This is a genomic window from Flavisphingomonas formosensis (assembly GCF_009755815.1).
GTDB classification, from domain to species: Bacteria; Pseudomonadota; Alphaproteobacteria; order Sphingomonadales; family Sphingomonadaceae; genus Flavisphingomonas; species Flavisphingomonas formosensis.
Map to the genome: position 1 here is coordinate 441,798 of NZ_WRPK01000003.1, position 20,662 is coordinate 462,459.

The 20,662-nt window shown below is 64.1% G+C and carries 21 protein-coding genes; 13 read left to right on the plus strand and 8 right to left on the minus strand.

The window, feature by feature from the left end:
* Positions 1–12: 12 nt before the first annotated feature.
* Together GQY20_RS11490 and GQY20_RS11495 are read left to right on the plus strand one after the other, a co-directional pair.
* Positions 13–471 (plus strand): MarR family winged helix-turn-helix transcriptional regulator, encoded by a 459-nt coding sequence (locus GQY20_RS11490; protein ID WP_232476000.1) that lies wholly within the window; start codon positions 13–15, stop codon positions 469–471.
* A gap of 321 nt (positions 472–792) precedes the next feature.
* The gene (locus tag GQY20_RS11495) at positions 793–1,380 is read left to right on the plus strand and encodes a hypothetical protein (RefSeq protein WP_157217206.1); all 588 of its coding nucleotides are present in this window, start codon (positions 793–795) and stop codon (positions 1,378–1,380) included.
* A 9-nt stretch (positions 1,381–1,389) separates the two neighbouring features.
* On the opposite strand, the gene GQY20_RS11500 is transcribed toward GQY20_RS11495, so the two are convergent.
* On the minus strand, positions 1,390–2,334 hold the full coding sequence (locus GQY20_RS11500) for a cation diffusion facilitator family transporter (RefSeq protein WP_232476001.1): 945 nt from the start codon (positions 2,332–2,334) through the stop codon (positions 1,390–1,392).
* 61 nt (positions 2,335–2,395) lie between these two features.
* Positions 2,396–3,319: a DNA-methyltransferase gene (locus GQY20_RS11505; RefSeq protein ID WP_232476002.1), complete on the minus strand. Its 924-nt coding sequence runs from the start codon at positions 3,317–3,319 to the stop codon at positions 2,396–2,398.
* 349 nt (positions 3,320–3,668) lie between these two features.
* Here GQY20_RS11505 and GQY20_RS11510 point away from each other — a divergent pair, with 349 nt between their 5' ends.
* From GQY20_RS11510 to GQY20_RS11520, 3 genes are all read left to right on the plus strand, one after another.
* On the plus strand, positions 3,669–4,280 hold the full coding sequence (locus GQY20_RS11510) for a 3'-5' exonuclease family protein (protein ID WP_198350920.1): 612 nt from the start codon (positions 3,669–3,671) through the stop codon (positions 4,278–4,280).
* A gap of 77 nt (positions 4,281–4,357) precedes the next feature.
* The gene (locus GQY20_RS11515; protein WP_157217207.1) at positions 4,358–4,750 is read left to right on the plus strand and encodes a SpoIIAA family protein; all 393 of its coding nucleotides are present in this window, start codon (positions 4,358–4,360) and stop codon (positions 4,748–4,750) included.
* Positions 4,743–4,898, plus strand: a complete 156-nt coding sequence (locus GQY20_RS11520) for a peptide ABC transporter permease (protein WP_157217208.1) — start codon at positions 4,743–4,745, stop codon at positions 4,896–4,898. Before GQY20_RS11515 ends, GQY20_RS11520 begins: the two co-directional genes overlap by 8 nt.
* A gap of 19 nt (positions 4,899–4,917) precedes the next feature.
* Here GQY20_RS11520 and GQY20_RS11525 read toward each other — a convergent pair whose 3' ends face one another.
* The gene (locus GQY20_RS11525) at positions 4,918–5,655 is read right to left on the minus strand and encodes a dienelactone hydrolase family protein (RefSeq protein WP_157217209.1); all 738 of its coding nucleotides are present in this window, start codon (positions 5,653–5,655) and stop codon (positions 4,918–4,920) included.
* 153 nt (positions 5,656–5,808) lie between these two features.
* Between GQY20_RS11525 and GQY20_RS11530 the strand changes: the two genes are divergently transcribed.
* From GQY20_RS11530 to hflX, 8 genes are all read left to right on the plus strand, one after another.
* Positions 5,809–6,537, plus strand: coding sequence for a nitroreductase family protein (locus GQY20_RS11530; RefSeq protein ID WP_157217351.1), 729 nt, complete (start codon positions 5,809–5,811; stop codon positions 6,535–6,537).
* Between the two features lie 353 nt (positions 6,538–6,890).
* Positions 6,891–7,889 (plus strand): tRNA dihydrouridine synthase DusB, encoded by a 999-nt coding sequence (gene dusB / locus GQY20_RS11535; RefSeq protein WP_157217210.1) that lies wholly within the window; start codon positions 6,891–6,893, stop codon positions 7,887–7,889.
* Complete coding sequence (locus GQY20_RS11540) at positions 7,865–8,986, plus strand: two-component system sensor histidine kinase NtrB (RefSeq protein WP_157217211.1); 1,122 nt, start codon at positions 7,865–7,867, stop codon at positions 8,984–8,986. The genes dusB and GQY20_RS11540 overlap by 25 nt, the downstream gene beginning before the upstream one ends.
* Positions 8,983–10,428, plus strand: a complete 1,446-nt coding sequence (gene ntrC / locus GQY20_RS11545; RefSeq protein WP_157217212.1) for a nitrogen regulation protein NR(I) — start codon at positions 8,983–8,985, stop codon at positions 10,426–10,428. The genes GQY20_RS11540 and ntrC overlap by 4 nt, the downstream gene beginning before the upstream one ends.
* 95 nt (positions 10,429–10,523) lie before the next feature.
* On the plus strand, positions 10,524–12,785 hold the full coding sequence (locus tag GQY20_RS11550) for a sensor histidine kinase (protein WP_198350922.1): 2,262 nt from the start codon (positions 10,524–10,526) through the stop codon (positions 12,783–12,785).
* A 7-nt stretch (positions 12,786–12,792) separates the two neighbouring features.
* Positions 12,793–14,184 carry a nitrogen assimilation response regulator NtrX gene (gene ntrX, locus GQY20_RS11555; RefSeq protein ID WP_157217213.1) on the plus strand — a complete coding sequence of 464 codons (1,392 nt, stop codon included), beginning with the start codon at positions 12,793–12,795 and terminating at the stop codon, positions 14,182–14,184.
* A gap of 124 nt (positions 14,185–14,308) precedes the next feature.
* Positions 14,309–14,794, plus strand: a complete 486-nt coding sequence (gene hfq, locus GQY20_RS11560) for an RNA chaperone Hfq (RefSeq protein ID WP_157217214.1) — start codon at positions 14,309–14,311, stop codon at positions 14,792–14,794.
* Positions 14,791–16,098 carry a GTPase HflX gene (gene hflX, locus GQY20_RS11565; RefSeq protein ID WP_157217215.1) on the plus strand — a complete coding sequence of 436 codons (1,308 nt, stop codon included), beginning with the start codon at positions 14,791–14,793 and terminating at the stop codon, positions 16,096–16,098. The genes hfq and hflX overlap by 4 nt, the downstream gene beginning before the upstream one ends.
* A 27-nt stretch (positions 16,099–16,125) precedes the next feature.
* Here the strand turns inward: hflX and mazG are convergent, their stop codons facing one another.
* The 5 genes from mazG to metG form a co-directional block, all read right to left on the minus strand.
* Positions 16,126–16,857, minus strand: coding sequence for a nucleoside triphosphate pyrophosphohydrolase (mazG, locus tag GQY20_RS11570; protein ID WP_269769732.1), 732 nt, complete (start codon positions 16,855–16,857; stop codon positions 16,126–16,128).
* A gap of 61 nt (positions 16,858–16,918) precedes the next feature.
* Positions 16,919–17,512 (minus strand): retropepsin-like aspartic protease family protein, encoded by a 594-nt coding sequence (locus tag GQY20_RS11575; protein WP_157217217.1) that lies wholly within the window; start codon positions 17,510–17,512, stop codon positions 16,919–16,921.
* The gene (locus tag GQY20_RS11580; protein WP_157217218.1) at positions 17,509–18,276 is read right to left on the minus strand and encodes an MBL fold metallo-hydrolase; all 768 of its coding nucleotides are present in this window, start codon (positions 18,274–18,276) and stop codon (positions 17,509–17,511) included. The genes GQY20_RS11575 and GQY20_RS11580 overlap by 4 nt, the downstream gene beginning before the upstream one ends.
* Complete coding sequence (locus GQY20_RS11585; RefSeq protein ID WP_157217219.1) at positions 18,273–19,049, minus strand: TatD family hydrolase; 777 nt, start codon at positions 19,047–19,049, stop codon at positions 18,273–18,275. Before GQY20_RS11585 ends, GQY20_RS11580 begins: the two co-directional genes overlap by 4 nt.
* Positions 19,036–20,598 (minus strand): methionine--tRNA ligase, encoded by a 1,563-nt coding sequence (gene metG, locus GQY20_RS11590; protein ID WP_157217353.1) that lies wholly within the window; start codon positions 20,596–20,598, stop codon positions 19,036–19,038. Before metG ends, GQY20_RS11585 begins: the two co-directional genes overlap by 14 nt.
* Positions 20,599–20,662 lie beyond the last annotated feature (64 nt).

The window sequence follows — 20,662 nt, forward strand, 5'->3', positions numbered from 1 at the left end:
AGCTTTTTTTCCGTGGCTGAAACGGCCGCTCTCGGTGAGGCGTTGCGCACCCTCGTCATGCGATCGCGAAAGGCGGTCGATCGACTGCTTGCGGGCGAAGGCTCTTCCTACACGCGGACCAAGTGGCTGCTTTTCATCAGTTCACACGGCCCTTTGCGCTCGACAGACCTTGCCGACGCTTTCGGCCTCGCACCCCGGACCGTGACGGAGGCGATCGACGCGCTGGAGCGGGACGGGCTGGTCAGGCGGGATCCGGATCCCAAGGATCGCCGTGCGAAACGCATCTCGATCACGCCGGCGGGCGGCGAGGTGGTCGCCTGGGCGGAACCTGTGGTTCAGCGCTTCTTCGAGCAGGTGTTCAGCGCCCTCGACAATGAAGAACAAGTCAGACTGGCTTCCTTGCTCGGGCGGCTGACGGATCGCCTGGATATGCTCGAGCGAGAGAGCGGGCAGGAGCCCGATCCCGCATGATCGGTCAGTGTACGCCGCTCAAACGAGCAGCAAGATCACCAAGCCAGCGATCGCGCCAGATGCTCCGCTCATCATGCAGAGCATGCTGAAGCCCAGATGGCACAGTGACGGTTCGACTCGCTCCATCACCACTCTCCTCGTCGTCATTCTTCGATGACCGGTTGGGAGCCTATCACCCTCGAGAATCTTTGCAATAGTGCCCATAAAGTGCCCATCGGCTGGTTTTTGTTCCCGCTTGCCGTGATGCTCCATTCGGGGCTTGCGAACGGCCAGGTGCGAGGCCAATCGCGTGGCACGATTTCCGCGTGGAGGCATTTTGCAATGGTTGGATCACGCAGGAGGCTGTGGCTGACCCTAGTCGGCCTTCCTCTGCTGCTCGCCGGATGTGGCACCGCGCCCCAGCCGAGCGCTGACGCCGCCGCGCATGCGCATGGCACCTCGGTCCCGGCAGGCGATTCCGACGATTATGTGGCCAAGCCCATGCAAGGCCGCTGGCTTGCCACCGCCGCCTGTTCGGTGATCGACCGGCAGGAGGTGGCGAATGCCGTTCGCGCGTGGGTGCAGACCACCGAATTGACCGACGTCACCTACCCGACCCGCCGGCGAAGCGCGGCATCGACGTGCCTCTACACCCTGGCCAACGGATCTTCGGTCGCCCTGTTGACGCGGGAGATGCCACGTCCATCGCTGACCGACGCGGTGATCGAGGAAGCGCGGCTCGGCGATGGTACCACGCCGCCCTGGGACAGGATCTCCGGGCTCGGCCGCGCCGCTCTCTGGTCGGGCGATCGCAACACGCTGCAGCTTTTCCTCGACGATCGGCGCTTCGTGGCGATCGACATCACCGATCCGCCCGCGGATCGCGATCCGAAGGCGATGATGATGGCGATCGCCCGCAAGATCAGCTGAGTTTCCCGCTCAGGGGTGCGGATGCGGGTCTGCCTGGCAGGGTTCGGCCTCGGTTTGGATCGTGCAATGGGTGATGCCGAAGCGATCGTCCAGCATCGTCTGCACCGCGCTGCGCACCGCATCGCTCCCCGCCGGATCCTCGATCTCGACATGCGCGGTGAGGCTGACGTCATTGGTCGACATGGACCAGATGTGGAGATCGTGCACGCCGCTCACGCCCGGCACGTCGCCGATCGCGGTCCGCACGTCAGTAAGGCTCAGCGCGCCCGGCACGCCTTCAAGCAGCACGTTGGTGGTATCCTTGAGCAGCATCCAGGTGCGCGGCAGCACCCATAGGCCGATGCCGATCGCGACGATGGGGTCGATCCAGGTCCAGCCGGTGAAACGAATGGCAAGAGCGCCGGCGATGACGCCGATCGATCCCAGCATGTCTGCCCAGACCTCGAGATAGGCACCTTTGACGTTGAGGCTGGCGTCCTTGCCGGCCATCAGAAGCCGCATGGCGACAAGGTTCACCACGAGGCCGACGGTGGCGATCGCGAGCATGCCGCCCGACTGGACGGGCTCGGGTGTGCGGAAGCGGCCTATGGCTTCGATCAGTACGTAGAGCGCGACGACGAACAGCATCACCGCATTGAAGGCGGCCGCCAATATCTCCAGCCGGCGATAGCCGAACGTGCGCCGGTCGTCCGGCGCCCGCTGGCCGATGCGGATCGCCATCAGCGCGATCACCAGCGCAGCCACGTCGGTGAGCATGTGGCCGGCATCGGAAAGCAGGGCGAGGCTGTTGAACAGGAAGGCGCCGATCACCTCGGCGACGAGATAGGTGGCCGTGAGGATCAGCGAGAGGGTGAGCATCCTCTCGCTTGCGCCAGCGGCATGGTTGTGGCCATGGCCGCCATGGCCATGATCGTGGCCGTGATGGGCATGGTCATGGGGATGATGATCAGCCATGCTCGCTTCGGTCTCCGGATAATGGCCTAGCCATGATACGACGTGCCGCCGGCTGCTGCTTCTAGCGGAGGTTCTCGAGCCGGGTACACGCCATGCTGCAATAGTCAGGATTGAGCTCAATACCAATGAAACGGCGGCCATGCGCGCGTGCCACCAGGCCGGTCGTCCCGGATCCGAAGAACGGATCGAGAACCATGCCGCCTGAAGGACTGCCGGCCAGGATGCAGGGCTCGACGAGCGCCGGCGGGAAGACGGCGAAATGGGCATCGCGATATTTGCCGAGCGGGACGGACCAGACCGTGCGCTTGTTGCGGCCGAGCGGATGGAAGGCCTGATCCCAGCGGCCGTCATGGAGATTGCCGTTGCCCTTGTTCTTGCCTGCCTCCGGCGTGCCGTTCCGGAGACCGAAATGGCCACGGCCACCTTTCATCCGGCTCTCCGTGGAAAAGGTGCGGTGCGGCTCGCGGATCGCATCCGCATCATAACGGTAAGCGGCCGACCGGCTGAACAGGAAGAGATATTCGTGATCATGGGTAGGCCGCGTCTTTGCGGAATGCGGCATGGCATTGGGCTTGTGCCATATGATGTCGGAACGCAGGATCCAGCCATCATCGATCATCGCCAGCGCCACCCGCCAAGGCATGCCGAGCAGCGCTCCCGCGGCATATTTGTCTCCCAGGTTCAGCCACAGCGTACCGTCCTCCCGCAGCACGCGGCGGAGCGAGCGCATCGTCGCCACGAGCCGGTCGACATAGGCGCGGGGTGTCGGCTCGGTGCCGATCTGCGCCTGCGAGCCATAATCGCGCTGGCCGAAATAGGGCGGGCTGGTGACCGCCATATGCGCAAGGCCGTCCGGCATCCGATCCATCACCGTAGCGGCATCGCCGTTGATGATCCGGTTGCCGCCATGCCAGTCGATCCCGTCCATCGCGTCCGCGGCCTGGATGGTGGGGGAAGGCGGATCGGGGAGCGGCTGCGGCGTCATCGGCCCTTGCTTAGGGCGCAAGTCGGCGGCCCGCCAGTTTTTGCCATATAGGTTCACTTCCTCGCATCCCCTGCTCGCTCCGCCTCAACGCACTGGCGCTGTCACTGCGATGTCATAGCAAGGGTCCACTCGATCCTCGCGGGGGCGAGTCTAGGAGAGATGCGACGTGGCCCATAAACAGAGAATGGCCCATAGTGAGTTGAGATGCGGTTGCCCGGCGCGACGGCCGGTGGGGACTATCCGGCGAACGATCCCGAAACCAAGCTGACCGAAGCTTCGTTCATGCTGCGTCAGTCAGGCTCGCGCCATGGCTGCTCAGCCCTGTCCGCTGCCACCCGAGTGTGTTTCCATGCAAATCGTTACGATAGATTTCGAGGCCTCGTGCCTGCCCGTTCACGGCCGGTCCTTTCCGATCGAGGTCGGCATAGCGACCAATGGCTGGGCAGCGCGATCCTGGCTGATCCGTCCGCATCAGGACTGGATCGGGTGGAGCTGGACGGAAGAAGCGGAGGCGATGCACGGGATCAGCCATGATCGGTTGCTCGTCGAAGGATTGCCGGTCGAACGCGTGGTCGCGGAACTGCGCGAGGTGCTGCGTGGCGCGCGCGTCTTCGCGGACAGCTATCTCGATGCCGAATGGATGAAGACGCTGGCCGCCGCGGCACGCACTCCCGTCCCTGCATCCGTTGGCCATATCGAAGAGATATTGGTTGCGCTCGGCGCTTCGGCTCGCGACGTCGCTGAAGCGGATGCTGCGCTGGAGACGCTTGCTTTCGGCCGGCACAGGGCAGGGGAGGACGCGCGCCGCCTCTACGCGCTGATCGAGGAATTGCGCTGCCGTGCCGGCGCAACGGTGAGCGGCCTGGCCAGGCCGCTGTTCCATTGGCCGTCGAGCGAGCAGCCCATAGGGATGCCGCCGGCGATGGCCTCCGTTTCGCTACCCGTCTCCCATTCCTTCTGAGCGGGTCCGGCGCGGCCGTGTGCCGCCTCGGATCGATTGCAGGCCTCGCTTGTTCTCTCGGCAGAGGAGAATGGGCCATGTTGCAGATACTGGCAGCACCGGACCATGTCGGCGCCTACAAGCTGGAGGGCGTCCTGACCGAAGAGGATTATGATCGCGTCATTGCCGACATCGAGGCGCGGCTAAATCGCTTCGATCGCATCGGCATCGTTGCTGACCTGACAGGGTTTCGCGACATTACCGTTCGTGCGGGCTGGAAGGATTTGCGATATTCGTTCGGCAAGATGCTGGAGTTGAAGCGTTTCCCTCGGGAAGCGCTGATCGCGGATCGTCATTGGATCCGGACGATGGTGGAATGGGCCAATCCGGTCATTCCCTTCGTCCAGATCCGTGTCTTCCAGCCGGACGAAAGCGAAGCGGCCGTCGCCTGGGCTGGCGACATCGATCCGGGACTACGTCCTCATGGCTGAGCGTGACGAAGGCCCGGTCTATTCCGCCGATGCGGTTCGCGGCGGGGAGATCGAACTGCGCAAGCCGCGGCAGCGTTACATGTTCGTCGGCGGCCTGGCTGCGGCGATCCTGTTCGCACTGATAATGTCGCTGCTCGAGATGGTCTGAACCAGGCCGCCGGACAGGATTAGTCCAGCGTTTCCCCGAACAGGGCGAACAGTTCGTGCCAATGCCGATCAGCCGCATCGGTATTGTAGACGGGAAAGTCGCTCATCGTCCAACCATGGAGGGCACCCTCGTAAATCTCGCAGCGATGGTCGACGCCTGCCTGCGTCAGCGCTTCGTCCAGCCGCGCCTCCATTTCCGGCGGATAATGGGCGTCCTTGTCCGCGCCGGCGACATAGACTCTGCCCTTGATCGACGGAGCCATGCGATGCGGGCTGAGATCCGCGTCGGTCGCGAGATTGCCGCCGTGGAAGCTGGCCGCCGCAGCGATACGATCCGGATAGGTGCCGGCGACGGTGAGGGCGATGCCGCCGCCCATGCAATAGCCGGTCACGCCGACCTTACGGCCCTTCACGTCGCTCCGCGTGTCGAGATAGGTGAGCAGGGCGCCGGTGTCCTCGGCTGCTTTCTGGGCGTTGGTGGTCGCCATCAGCGGCCCGATCACCACGCGCAGATCGCCGGCAAACGCCACTTTGGGATCGATCGGCTCATAGGCGCCGGCGCGGTAGAACAGATCCGGCAGCAGGACGAGATAGCCGCCATCGGCGAGCTTCTGCGCCATGTCCACCAAGGCCGGCCGGATGGCGAGGGCGTCCATGTAGAAGATCACCGCCGGCCATGGGCCCGTTCCTCCGGGAGTGAGGACGTAGGTGGGGCATTCTCCGTCCGTAGTGCGTATCGAAACTGTCTCTCGGCTCACGCTAAGCTCCTCGTCTTGCTGGATCACCCGATCAGTGGCCCATTGCTACCCATCCGTGCCATAGTCGTCCGCCCGGTCGCATGGCGAGCGCAAATCACGGCGCTGGTCTGTTCCGGGGAGAGCGAGACACTGCGGCGATGGAGATATGGGATGATGAACGGCGTAACGGACGAAGCGATCGAAAAGCCGCCGGAGGCCGAAATGCTCCGCTCGCTGATCGCCGCACGCCGGAGTTGCCGCGCCTTCCTCCCCACTCCGGTTCCGCGGGCGACGATCGAGGAGATGCTCGCCATTGCGCAAGGCGCGGCGTCCTGGTGCAACGCTCAGCCCTGGCAACTCATTGTCACGGAGGGTGATGCGACCGATCGGTTCCGCGAGGCTCTCTACGCCTATGTGCAGGATCAGGATTTCGACGAGCTCAACGGCCTCGGCCCGAAGAGCGATTTCCCCTTTCCCGCGCGCTATGCCGGCATCTATCTCGACCGGCGTCGCGAAACTGGCTGGGCGCTCTATGAAAGTGTCGGCATCCGCCGCGGCGACCGCGAAGCTTCGGCCAAGCAGGCGATGGAGAATTTCCGCCTGTTCGGAGCGCCGCATGCGATGATCTTAACGGCCGAGGCCGACCTCGGCGTCTATGGCGCGGTCGACTGCGGCTCCTACCTGGCCAATCTCATGCTCGCCGCGCAGAGCCTCGGCGTCGCTACGATCGCCCAGGCAGCGCTGGCGCGCTGCTCTGTCTTCATTCGCGACTATTTCCAAATTCCCGAACATCGTCGCATCGTCTGCGGGCTGTCCTTCGGCTATGCCGACAAGAACCATCCCGCCAACAGCTTTTCGACGCGGCGGGCGAACATAGCCGACGTCGCGACCTTCATCTCCTGAACCGTGTTTCGCACCTATGCAAAAGGCCGCCTCTTTCGAGGCGGCCTTTCCATTGTCAGCCCTGCGGGCGACGATGTCAGGCGCGGGGCAACTCCGCGAGGAAGGCCAAGCCCTGCGTCACCGCGAATGGCATCTGACAATGAGACATTGGACCACCTCCTTTCCGTTGTTGAACAATGATTTGAATATGGGACGACGAATCCCGGCTTCAAGGGGACCCAGGTTCGGGAAGATGTGCCCCGTTTGCCGATAGCAGGGATCGCTTTGCCCGCGCGGCCCTTGCTGTGGCGACCTTGCCCGCGAACCGCTTTGCCGCTATGGGCTGCTGCCTGATTTTTAGGCAAAGTTGCTTCATGTCCAAGCTGTCTCCTATCCAGGTCGGTCCTGTCCGGATCGATACGCCGGTGATATTGGCACCCATGACCGGCGTGTCCGATCTGCCGTTCCGACGCATGGTCCGTCGTTTCGGATCAGGTCTCAACGTGACCGAGATGATCGCCAGCCAGGCCGCGATCCGCGCTACGCGGCAATCCGAGCAGAAGGCGCTGTGGGACGCCAGCGAGGAGCCCGTATCGATGCAGCTCGTCGGTTGCGCACCTTATGAGATGGGCGAGGCCGCCAAGGTTGCGGAAGGCAAAGGCGCTGCGATCGTCGACATCAACATGGGCTGCCCGGTGCGCAAGGTGGTGAACGGGGACGCTGGTTCCGCGCTCATGGCCAAGCCGGATCTTGCCGCCGACATCATTCGCGCCACGGTGAAGGCCGTATCCGTGCCCGTCACGCTCAAGATGCGGATGGGCTGGGACCATAACAGCCTCAACGCTCCAGAACTCGCCCGTATAGCCGAGGATATCGGCATCAAGATGATCACGGTGCACGGCCGGACACGCTGCCAGATGTACAAGGGCAGCGCCGATTGGGCCTTTGTGAGGCGGGTGAAGGACGCCGTCTCCATCCCGGTCATCGTCAACGGCGATATTTGCAGCATCGAGGATGCCGTCACCGCGCTCGACCAGTCGGGAGCAGATGGCCTGATGATCGGCCGTGGCGCATATGGCCGGCCCTGGCTGCTCGCGCAGGTGATGCATTTCCTGCAGACCGGCGGGCAGCTGGACTCGCCGTCGCTGGAGGAACAATATCATACGATCTTAGAGCATTATGAGGATATGCTCAGCCTCTACGGCAGGGACGTTGGCGTCAACATGGCGCGCAAGCACCTCGGCTGGTATACCAAAGGGCTGCCCGGGTCGGCGGAGTTCCGCAACGTCGTCAACCAGCAACCTGATCCTGCCACGGTGCGTGCGATGCTCGCCGAATTTTACGGCCCATGGCTCTCCCGGGCGGCGGCTTGATCCGTTTCGCCCGGCGGGAAAAGTCCCCCGGCAGCGGCCCCACGCCGGGGCATGCCGAACTTTTCGCCGCATTGCCCACACCCGTCCTCGTCGTCGATCCGGAGGGCCGCGTCCGCGACGCCAATGTGTCGTGCGAGACGCTGCTCAACGTCAGCCGATCGGCTATGATCGGCACGCCCGTCGAGGAAGTGATCGGCCACACGCTCACGTCGGTGCCGAAGGATGCCCCTTTCGCGGCCTATGCGCTGGACCTCAAGCTGCCGGGCAATCGCCGGCAGCGCGCGGATCTGATGGCGGCGCCGCTCAGCGACCGGCCGGGATGGCGGGTCATCACCATTCACGGGCCGCCGCCCACCCACCTCGTGTCGCGCCGGGCCGGACGGGAGGGCGGCAGTTTGACCGCGGTCGGCGCGGCCGCGATGCTGGCGCACGAGATCAAAAACCCTCTGTCGGGCATACGCGGCGCGGCACAGCTGCTCGAATCCACTGCCGATGCCTCGGCCCGCGACCTGACGCGGCTGATCCGCGACGAGGTCGATCGCGTCGCGGCGCTGATCGATCGCATGGAGGGCTTCACCGATACGCGACCGCTCGATCGCAGTCCGCAAAACATCCACGCCATCCTCGCCCACGCCCGGGACGTGGCGGGACGCGGCTTCGCCAGCGAATTCTCGATCAGGGAAATCTACGATCCTTCGTTGCCGGCGGTGCTCGGGCATCGCGACGCGCTCATCCAGGTGCTCATAAATCTTATGAAGAATGCCGCCGAAGCCATGCGGGAGCATGGCGGTTCGACGATCACTTTGACGACCGCCTATCGCCATGGCGTGTCCCTGCTCACCCACGATGGCGACGGCCGGCAGGCGCTGCCGATCGAGGTGTGCGTGATCGACGACGGTCCCGGCGCGCCCGAAGGGATTGCGGAGCATCTGTTCGATCCTTTCGTCACCTCCAAGCGCTCGGGCGGGGGGCTGGGCCTTGCCCTCGTCGACAAATTGATCGCCGACCAAGGCGGCATGGTCGAATATGCCCGCGAGGGCTTTCCGCCGCGAACCGTCTTCCGGCTTCTCCTGCCCCGTGCGCGGACCGCCCAATGAGCGGCGGGCGCATTCTCGTCACCGACGATGACGCTGCGATCCGCACCGTGGTGCGCGAGGCGCTGCGTCGCGAAGGTCATATCGTCGAGGTCGCAGCCTCCGTCGCCGAGCAGCGGCGGCTGATGAAGAGTTTCCAGCCACAGGTGCTGGTGACGGACGTAGTGCTGCCCGATGGCAACGGTCTCGACGTCGTGCCCGAGCTGCTGGCCGAAAATCCACGCATGCCGGTGATCGTGCTTTCGGCACAGAACACGCTGACGACCGCCGTCCGCGCAACCGAACAGGGCGCGTTCGAATATCTGCCCAAGCCGTTCGACCTCGGCGAGCTGGCGCGCGCCGTAGCGGATGCCCTGGCGGCGAGTGCGGCGGCCAGCGCCAGCGCGGCGCCGGGCGGCTCGACCGAGGATCTTCCGCTGATCGGCCGATCGGCGCCGATGCAGGAGGTGTACCGGACGATCGCGCGCGTCGTCGCCAATGACCTTACCGTGCTGATCCTCGGCGAATCCGGTACCGGCAAGGAGCTGGTCGCCCGTGCCATCCACGATCTCGGGCCGCGGGCGCACAAGCCGTTCGTCGCGATCAACATGGCGGCCATCCCTCGCGAGCTCATCGAATCCGAGCTTTTCGGCCACGAGCGGGGTGCCTTTACGGGGGCGGCTGCCCGCACCGCCGGCCGCTTCGAGCAGGCGCAGGGCGGAACGCTGTTCCTCGACGAGATCGGCGACATGCCGATGGAGGCGCAGACACGCCTGTTGCGCGTGCTCCAGGCCGGCGAATTCACGACCGTCGGCGGCGCGCGCTCGATCCGCGCCGATGTCCGCATCATCGCCGCCACCCACAAGGATCTGCCGCGGCTGATCTCCGAAAATGCGTTTCGTGAAGACCTTTATTATCGGATCAACGTCGTCCCGATGCGGTTGCCGGCATTACGGCAGCGAGCCGAGGATATCGGCGAGCTGGCCCGACATTTCCTCGATCGCGCGGCACAGGACGGGCTTCCGCGCAAGCAGCTTGATCCGGCAGCGATTGGACGGCTCTCGCTCCACTCCTGGCCTGGCAATGTGCGCGAGCTGGAAAATCTGATGCGGCGGCTCGCCGCGCTCAGCCGCGAAGAGGTGATCACCGCCAATGTGGTGGAACAGCAACTCGGCGGGGCGCAGCCGGAAGGACCACCCGCCATGGCGCCGACCGGCGGCCTGGCCGATTCGATCGAGCTGCATCTAGCGCGCTATTTCTCGACCTTTGGCAAGGATCTGCCGCCGGACGGCCTTTTCGACCGCATCCTCGCCGAAGTGGAGCGGCCGCTGCTGCGCCTCACCTTGGCGGCCGTGCGCGGAAATCAGCTCAAGGCCGCCAAGCTGCTCGGCATCAACCGCAACACGCTGCGCAAGAAGCTGACGGAACGCGGCATCGACAGTCGCGACATCCGGCGCGGCGGCTGATCCGGGTCGCCATGGCGGGCAGCTGCTGCGTTGCATAATCTGCACAGTTGCAAACTGTGTTTTGAACGCAACGCTGCTGTGGTAGGCTCGCCACGATGAACGACAAGGTCGCACAGTTAATGCCGGATGCACCACGCTGGCGGCGTCGCTGGGCCTATGCTTTGCGACGCGGCACGAAGCTGATGCCACTGGTTGAGATCGTGACTTTTCTGGTGGCGATCGGCGTCGCGGCCGGCGCCTATTTCATCATCACCAGCCAAGGCGGCGGCAACGCCCATCTCCTTTCGCCGCCGCTCGTCGCGCTGCTGCTGGTCGCGATCCTTGTGCCGGTGATGGCGCTGATGGTGCTCGTCGCCCGCCGCGTGGCGATGGGGCGCGCCAAGCGATCCGCGATCGGGGGCAGGGGGCGCCTGCATGTGCGGCTGGTTGCGCTGTTCTCTGTCATCGCTGCGGTGCCGACGCTGCTGGTGGTGATCTTCGCGTCGCTGCTCTTTCAATATGGCGTGCAATTCTGGTTTTCGGATCGCGCCCGTATCGTCCTCGAAAATGCGGACCATGTCGCCCAGGCCTATGTCGACGACAACAAGGAGCGCCTCAATCTCGAGATCAAACCGATGGCAGGCGACCTTCGCGACGCGCTGAGCAAGATCTCGACCGACGATCCCATATTCGCGCCCTATTTCGCCCGGCAGGTGGCATATCGGACGTTGAACCAGGCTGCGATCATCACCGTGGGCAAGGATGGCGCGCGCCGGCTGATCGGCGGCGCCAATCTGGATCGACGACCGCTCGATCAGCGTGTGCCGGAACCGATGATCCCACAGCTCCGGAATGGCGATCCGGTCGCCTTCACGACCTCGGGCGATCGCGTGGAGGCATTGATCCTGCTCGACAAGCCGAGCAATACCTATCTCTATGCCGCACGCTTCGTCGATCCGCAGGTTCTCAAGCAGGCGGCCCGCGTCACCTCGGCGCTGAGCGACTATAACAGCTTCATCACGCGATCCCGTTCGCTCCAACTGCAATTCAACGCCGCGCTGCTGATCGTCTCGCTGCTGATCGTCGGCGCCGCGATCTGGATTGCGTTGACCGTCGCCGATCGTCTCGTGCGGCCGGTAGGGGATCTCGTCGACGCGGCGCGCAAGATCGAGGCGGGAGACCTGTCGGCACGCGTTTCCGCTCCCCGCGCGCGGGATGAGGTCGGCACTTTGGCCAATGCCTTCAACCGGATGACCCGCAAACTTGAGGAACAGACGGGGGCCTTGGTCTCGGCCAACAGCCTGCTGGACACGCGCCGGGCCTTCATGGAAGCCGTGCTTTCCGGCGTGACCGCCGGGGTCGTCTCGCTCGATGGCGAACGGCGCATACGCCTGATCAACCGCTCGGCGGAGGCCATGCTGAAGACCGAGCAGGGAAGCCTCGTCGGCACCCCTCTCGCCGAAGTCGCGCCCGAACTCGCCCGGATGCTCGACGGCCAGGATCGTGAGGCGATCGTGCAATTCTCGGCCGGTGGCGATCCCCGCACCCTGGCCGCCAAGCTGGTCCGCACCGAAAATGGCGAGGTGCTGACCTTCGACGACATCACCCAGCAGCTCAGCGACCAGCGCCGCGCCGCCTGGTCCGACGTGGCACGCCGGATCGCGCATGAGATCAAGAACCCGCTGACGCCGATTCAGCTCGCGGCCGAACGGCTCCAACGGCGATATGGCCGCGAGATCGCCAGCGATCCTTTCACCTTCGAACGGCTGACGGGTACGATCGTTCGCCAGGTGGGGGATCTGCGCCGCATGGTCGACGAGTTCTCCTCGTTCGCCCGCATGCCCAAGCCGGTGTTCCGCGAGGAAGCCATCGTTGACATTGCGCGCCAGGCTCTGTTCCTGCACGAGGTCGCGCACCCACAGATCCGCTTCGGTCTGGAAGCGCCCGAGCCTTCGCCTGTCATGGTCTGCGATCGCCGGCAGCTTGGCCAGGCGCTGCTGAACATCGTCAAGAATGCTGTGGAGGCGATTGAGCAAAAGGGCGAAACTGGCCAGATCGACATGGCGATCAGCGAACAGGAAGGTCGCATCATCTTCGAGGTTTCCGACACCGGCATCGGGCTGCCGCCCGAGCGGGAGCGATTGACCGAACCCTATATGACGACGCGCACGCGCGGCACCGGGCTTGGCCTCGCAATCGTCAAGAACATCGTCGAAGGCCATTTCGGCACCATTGCCTTCTTCGACAGGGAAGGCGGGGGCACAATCGTCCGCCTGGCTTTCGATGCCGACGCCCTCACTCCACTCGCCGGCTTCGGCGAGGCAACCGGCGACATTCAGGATGTTCGCCCGTCCGAACTCACACGTATGAACGGTTGATCGATCCATGGCGCTAGAAATACTGATCGTCGATGATGAACTGGATATTCGCGAGCTGGTCGCGGGCGTGCTCGAGGATGAAGGCTATCAGGCACGCACCGCCGCGGATTCCGATGCTGCTCTGGCGGCGCTGGCGGAGCGTCGCCCGTCGCTCGTCCTGCTCGACGTATGGCTGCAGGGCTCGCGGCTCGACGGGCTCGATCTGCTCGATGAGATCAAGCGGCGCGATCCTTCGCTGCCAGTGCTCGTCATCTCGGGCCACGGCAATATCGATACGGCGGTGGCAGCGATCCGCCGGGGCGCGGTCGACTTCATCGAAAAGCCCTTCCAGGCGGAGAAGCTGCTCCTGCTCGTCGCACGGGCGACCGAAACGGAGAGGCTGCGCCGCGAGAACGCCTCGTTGCGCGCCCAGATCGGCCAGGAAGAGGAACTCACCGGCAATTCGGCAGCGATCAACACCGTCCGCGCCACGCTGAAGCGCGTCGCCGCGACCGGAAGCCGCGTGCTGATCAGCGGTCCGGCGGGGGTCGGCAAGGAGGTGGCGGCCCGCCTGCTCCATTTGTGGAGCCCTCGCGCCAACTCTCCTTTCGTCGTCGTGAGCGCGGCACGGATGACGCCTGAGCGCGTCGAGGAGGAATTGTTCGGCGTGGAGGAGGGAGGAGAACTCGCCCGTCCCGGATTGCTCGAACAGGCGCATGGCGGCACCCTGTTTCTCGACGAGATAGCCGACATGCCGCTCACCACGCAGGCGCGCATCCTGCGGGTGCTGACCGACCAGAGCTTCACCCGCATCGGCGGCACGCGGATGGTGAAGGTCGACGTCCGCGTCGTCTCCGCCACGTCGAGGCAGCTTCCCGACGAGATCAGCGCCGGCCGCTTCCGGGAGGATCTTTATTATCGACTCAATGTCGTACCGGTAAATCTTCCTGCCTTGTCTGAGCGGCGGGAGGACATTCCGTCGCTGGTCGACCACTTTATCGCCCGCTTCGCCGCGGAACGGCGCGTTGCGACGCCGCCGGTTTCGGAAGAGGCGATCGCCGCGCTCCAGGCCTATGAATGGCCGGGCAATGTCCGGCAGCTTCGTAATGTGGTGGAACGCACGATCATCCTGGCGCCGGGCGATCGTATCGGCCGCATCGATGCCGACATGCTGCCGCCGGAGGTGCTGTCCGATCAGGCGCGGCTCGCGCCCGGAGAGGCTGCGCGCTCGATCATGGGCACGCCGCTGCGCGAGGCGCGCGAAACTTTCGAACGCGAATATTTACGGGTCCAGATTCGGCGCTTTTCCGGAAACATCTCCCGTACTGCGAGCTTCATCGGCATGGAACGCTCGGCGCTTCACCGCAAACTGAAAACATTGGGCCTTGCCGATACGAAGGATGATGCGGGCGAGGAGTGAATGGCGGTAGACGTTCGTTCGCACCTGCGGTAGAAATCGATCTCGCTCCACACGCGGTGGGGCAGCACGACGCCTGCAACGGCGCTCAAGCGGGCCATGACCCGCCAAGACCGGAGACCGGCACATGGCCGATAAGGTCAATAACTTACAGGATATTTTCCTGAATTCGTTGCGTAAGTCGAAGACTCCCGTGACCATGTTCCTGGTCAAGGGCGTCAAGCTCCAGGGCATCATCACCTGGTTCGACAATTTTTCCGTTCTGTTGCGCCGCGACGGACAGTCGCAGCTTATCTACAAACATGCGATTTCAACGGTCATGCCGGCACATCCGCTCGACCTGTCGGAAATCGAGAAAGCCTTTACCGAGGAGCGCAAGGCGACTCTGCTTCAGGAGATATTCCTAACGGCCGTGCGCAAGTCGCGCGACCCGGTCACGATGTTCCTCGTCAACGGCGTGATGCTTCAGGGCGAGATCGCTGCCTTCGACCTGTTCTGCATGCTGCTACGCCGTGACGGCCTGAGCCAGCTCGTCTACAAGCACGCAATCTCGACCGTTCAGCCGCTCAAGCCGCTGAACCTCGCCGGGGTTGACGATGCGGAGGACGATTGAGCGGATTCGGAAGAGCTGACGAAGATGGGCTGAGCCGGGGCGCCAAGGCGATCGTGGCGCTCCCGGATCGCGGCAATGGCGAACGGACCGTCGAGGCCCGGCTGGATGAAGCCGCCGGCCTCGCCGAAGCCATCGGCGTCGACGTGGTGGAAAAGCTCGCCTTTCGTCTGCGTGAGCCCAGGCCTGCGACGCTGTTCGGCTCCGGGCAGGTGGACAATCTCGCGACCGCCGCGCGCATGGCGGAGGCGGAGTTGGTGATCGTCGATGCCGCGATCACCCCCATCCAGCAGCGCAATCTCGAAAAGGCGCTCGAAGCCAAGGTCATCGACCGGACCGGCCTGATTCTCGAAATCTTCGGGGAACGCGCCGCCACGGCCGAGGGCCGGCTGCAGGTCGAGCTCGCCCATCTCGATTATCAGCAAGGCCGCCTGGTGCGGAGCTGGACCCACCTGGAGCGGCAGCGCGGCGGTTTCGGCTTCCTGGGCGGTCCCGGCGAAACCCAGATCGAGGCCGACCGTCGCATGATCCGCGACCGGATGGCCAAGCTGCGCCGCGATCTCGCGCAGATCACCCGCACGCGCGGCCTGCATCGTGCGCGGCGCCAGCGCGCGCCCTGGCCGGTGATCGCGCTGGTCGGCTACACCAATGCCGGCAAATCGACCCTGTTCAACCGGATGACCGGCGCGGACGTGACGGCCGAGGACCTGTTGTTCGCAACGCTGGATCCGACCATGCGGCAAATCTCGCTGCCGGGCATCGACAAAGCGATCCTTTCCGACACGGTGGGTTTCGTATCCAACCTGCCGACTCAGCTCGTCGCCGCATTTCGCGCGACGCTAGAGGAGGTGACGTCGGCGGATCTGATCCTGCATGTCCGCGACATTGCTCACCCCGATACCGATGCACAGCGCAGCGATGTCGAGCATGTGCTGGCCGAGATCGGCGCGATCGGCGAAGGGGGCGCCCCCATGATCGAGATCTGGAACAAGATCGACAAGCTCGACGCCGAGGCCGCGGCGCACGTTGTTGCAGAGGCAGCGCGGCGCGACGACGTCATGATCGTATCAGCGCTGACCGGAGAGGGGCTGGATGCGCTGCGTCAGGGCGTCTCGGCGCGGCTGAACCATGGCAGCCGGATCCATACGATCATGCTGCCAGCCTCGGATGGAGCAGCGCTGGCGTGGCTGCATGCCAATGGCGAGGTGCTGGACCAAGAGGCCGAGGGCGAACATGTCGCGATGAATGTCCGTCTGTCCGAAAAGGATTGGGCACGCTTCGAAGCGCGCTGGCCGCAGAACGGATAGGGAACAGGCGAGTCGGGGCGGGGTGGGTCAGCTGCGCTTGGCCCGATCCCAAAGCGCGTCCTTTTCCGCGAGCGGAAGCGATGCGAAGCCGTCGCCGGCCATGGCTTCCATCTTGCGGAAACGATCCTCGAACTTGGCGTTGGCGCGCCGAAGCGCGGCTTCGGGGTCGATGCCGAGATGGCGTGCCCAGTTGACTGCGGCGAACAGAAGATCGCCGATCTCGTCCTCGCGCGCGTCCTGGTCAGGCGCGGTTTCGACCTCGATCAGTTCCTCGGCAATCTTGGCGCGCGGGCCGTCGGCATCGGGCCAGTCGAAGCCGGTGCGCGCGGCGCGCTTCTGGAGCTTTTCGGCGCGGAGCAAGGCCGGCAGCGCCAGCGCGATCCCAGCCAGGGCGGAGGTATCGGGCTTTTCGGCGCGTTCGGCTGCCTTGATGGCTTCCCAGCCGGGCGTAGCGGCACCGTCGCCGAAGACGTGCGGATGGCGGCGGATCATCTTGGCGCAGATGGTGTCGATCACGTCGGCCACGGAGAAGGCGCCGCGTTCCTCGGCCATGCGGGCGTGGAAGACGACCTGGAGCTGAAGATCGCCGAGCTCGTCCATCAGCGCGGCCATATCGTCACGCTGGCACGCGTCCGCGACCTCATAGGCTTCCTCGATCGTATAGGGCGCGATCGACCGGAAGTTCTGCTGCACGTCCCAGGGGCAGCCGGTGTCTGGGTCGCGCAGGCGCGCCATGATAGCGACGAGGGGCTCGAGCACGGGCTTCTCCATAAGTCTGATAATATACATTATGTAAAATATAGATCTGTCCTGCGTCCGGTCATGACGTCAGGATGAGCGTATCGCCTTCGACCTTCCAGCTCGACAGGCTGGATAGGAAATTCATCCCCAATACGTTGGAGTCGCCGAATTCCGGCGCCATCACCACGGAGAGATTCTTGCGGATGATCGGCCCGACCTCCAGCTCGGCAATATGACCGCGCGACGCGACGATCGTGCCATTGGCGGTATCGAGTGCGACGCCGAAACCGCCATTGTCCTCCTTGATGCCGGCAAGCTCCGCCTCGGCGCTGCTCAGAGCGACGAAGGATGCGCCGCTATCGATCAGGAACCGGATTTCACGGCCGTTGACCTGGCCTCGGATCCAGAAATGCCCGTCGCCGCTTTTGCGGATCCGGAGTGTCTCGCCCGTCGCAATGCCGGCATCGGGATCGAAGCTGCGGAACCAGCGCGTTACCGGGGTCAGTCGGTCGCGCTCCGCAATCACGAAGAACAGCCCCAGAAAGATCGCGACCCAGGCCAGCGCCGGCTTCCAGATCTGACCAAAGGAAAGCCGCCTTGCCGCCAGTCCGCTGGCCACGAGCACGATGCAGCCGATCAGAAACAGAAGCCGTGCATTATCGTCCGCGCTCATGGGAGGCTGACCTCGAGCCCGTCATAAGCCGGGGCGACCCCTGGCGGCAGCTCGGCGAGGAGAGCGGCATAATCCATCGACTGGTCCATATGGGTGAGCAGCGCCCGCCCCGGCCGGCATTGCGCGATCCAGTCGAGCGTCGCTGCGAGATGCGCGTGGGTCGGATGCGGCGAACGGCGCAAAGCATCGACCACCCAGACGTCTACGCCTTCGAACAACATCCGCATGTCATCGGTGAAGGAATTGAAATCCGTGGAATATCCGATTCGAACGGCTTCCCGCTCGAAGCACAGGCCCGAAGACCAGATGCTGCCGTGCGGTTGATCGACGACGGAGATGCCGATGTCCCCGATGGTCAGCCGGTCTGGCAATATCCTGCCGTATACCGTCGGCGGATAGCCGTCGCGGCCTTCGAAGGCATAGTCGAACCGCTGCTGCAGCGTCCGCAACGGCTGCAGCCGCGCATAGGCATCGATCGGATGCCCGACCATGTGGAAAATCTGCCGCAGATCGTCGATGCCATGGCAATGGTCGGCATGGTCGTGCGTCCAGATGACCGCATCAATGTGATTGATATCGGCGGCCAGCAGCTGCTCGCGCATGTCTGGCGCCGTATCGACGAGGATGCGGGTCGTATCGCTCTCGATCAGGATCGAGGCGCGGGTTCGCCGATTGCGTGGCTCGGCCGGGTCGCAATCGCCCCAGTCATTGCCGATCCGTGGTACGCCCGACGAAGTCCCGCACCCCAGGATCCGGAGCTTCATGCAGCCGCCTTGTCGAAGAGTGAAAAGAAGTTACGGCTCGTTCCGGCCATTAATTCTTCGTCCGTTTCGCCACGAAGGCCGGCAAGGAAGCGCGCAGTATCGGCGACGAAGGCCGGTTCGCCAGGCTTGCCGCGATGCGGCACGGGCGCCAGGAACGGCGCATCCGTCTCGACGAGCAGCCGGTCGCCCGGCAACGTCGTCGCCGTGGCCTGGAGATCCTTGGCGTTCTTGAACGTCACGATCCCGGATATGGAAATATAGAAGCCGAGGTCGAGCGCGATCCGGGCAAAGTCGGCGCTGGCGGTGAAGCAATGGATAACACCGCGATAGGCCCCCTTCCCCATCTCCTCGGTAAGGATCGCGGCCGTATCCTCCTCGGCATCCCGGGTATGGACGATCAGCGGCAGCCCGGTCTCCCGGGCTGCCGCGATGTGCGCGCGAAAGCTCGCTTGCTGTCGGCCGCGATCGCTATGATCATAATAATAGTCGAGCCCGGTTTCACCGATGCCGATCACGCGCGGATGCGCCGACGCCGCCACCAGCCGCGCCGTATCGATATCGGGATGATCGTCCGCCTCATGCGGATGGATGCCGACGCTGGCCCACACGTCCGCCTCGCGCTCCGCCGTGGCGATCACGGCATCCCATTCCCGTTCGCGGGTCGAGATGTTGAGCATGGTGGTGACGCCCGATGCGCGTGCACGTGCCAATATCTCGGCCTGCTGCTCGATCAGCCCGGCATAGTTGAGATGGCAGTGGCTATCGACCAGCATTGGCGTCCTCGGGAAATTCCAGCCGGGGAAAGATGGGGGCTGGCGCGCCCAGGCGGAAGGCATCGTCCCGCAGCCGATCGTACCAGCCCGCATCGGCGAGCGCGACGAGATCGCGTTCTCGGGCAGGAATACCCATGAGATCCAGCATCTTTCCCGCAGAAGCTGGCACGATCGGCGAAATGGCGATGGCCAGATCGCGGATGCATAGGAAGAGCGTGCCCAGCACGGCTTTCATCCGATCTGGATCGGTCTTGCGCAGCGTCCAGGGCGCTTGCGCGTCGACATACTGATTGCACGCAAAAACCGCGTGCAGCCAAATCTCAATGCCGCTGCTGAACGCGAACTGGTCGAATTCCCGCGGCAGTTCGACCGCACATGCCGCATGCACCTTTGCGAGCAGATCGCGATCTTCCTCGGCATCCCCGGCTGCGGGCAACTCGCCTCCGAGATTCTTGAAGATCATGGAAAGAACGCGCTGCGCCAGATTGCCGAAGCTGTTGGCCAGTTCCGCATTGGCGCGGTTGACGATCGCCTCGTGGCTGTAGCTGCCGTCCTGACCGAAGCTGACCTCGCGCAACAGGAAATAGCGAAGCTGGTCGACACCGTAGAGCTGTGCCATCTGCAGCGGGTCGACGACGTTACCCACCGATTTGGACATCTTCTCGCCGCGGTTGAGCAGGAAGCCATGGCCAAAGACCTGCCTGGGCAAAGGGAGGCCCGCCGACATCAGGAAAGCCGGCCAATAGACCGTATGGAAGCGCACGATATCCTTGCCGATGATGTGCACGTCCGCTGGCCAATGCGGCCGGCCGGTGAAGTCCGGATAGCCAGCGCCGGTGAGATAGTTGGTCAGTGCATCGACCCAGACATACATCACATGACCCGGACTGTCCGGCACCGGCACGCCCCAATCGAAGCTGGTACGGGAGATGGACAGATCCGCGAGACCACCCGAAACGAAACTGATCATCTCGTTCCGACGGGCGTCCGGACGGATGAAATCCGGTTGCGACTCATACAGATCCAGCAGCCTCTGCTGATAAGCCGACAAGCGGAAGAACCAGGTTTCCTCCACCGTCCACTCGACCGGCGTACCCTGAGGCGAGAGCTTCGTGCCGTCCGGCTGCGCGATCAGTTCCTTCTCGTCGTAAAAGGCTTCGTCGCGAACCGAATACCAGCCTTCGTAGCGGCCCAGATAAATGTCGCCATTGGCCTCCATCGCCTTCCAGATCGCGGTGCAGGCCGCATAATGATCCGGATCGGTCGTGCGGATGAAACGATCATAGGAAATGCCCAGCGCGTCATCCATTTCCTTGAAATAACCAGACATTTCATCGGCAAGCGCGCGAGGATCCAGCCCACGGCCACGCGCGGTCTGGACCATTTTGAGGCCATGCTCGTCCGTGCCAGTCATGAAGAAGACGTCGCGTCCCTTCAGCCGCTGATAGCGGGCGATGGCGTCGGTCGCGATCGCCTCATAGGCATGGCCGATATGTGGCCGTCCATTGGGGTAGCTGATCGCCGTGGTGATGTAGAATGGCTCGGTCATGATCGTCCAAATGTGGCGTCGGGCGTGCGCGAAGTCGAGCCGCGTGGCGGTTGCAAAGGCGTCC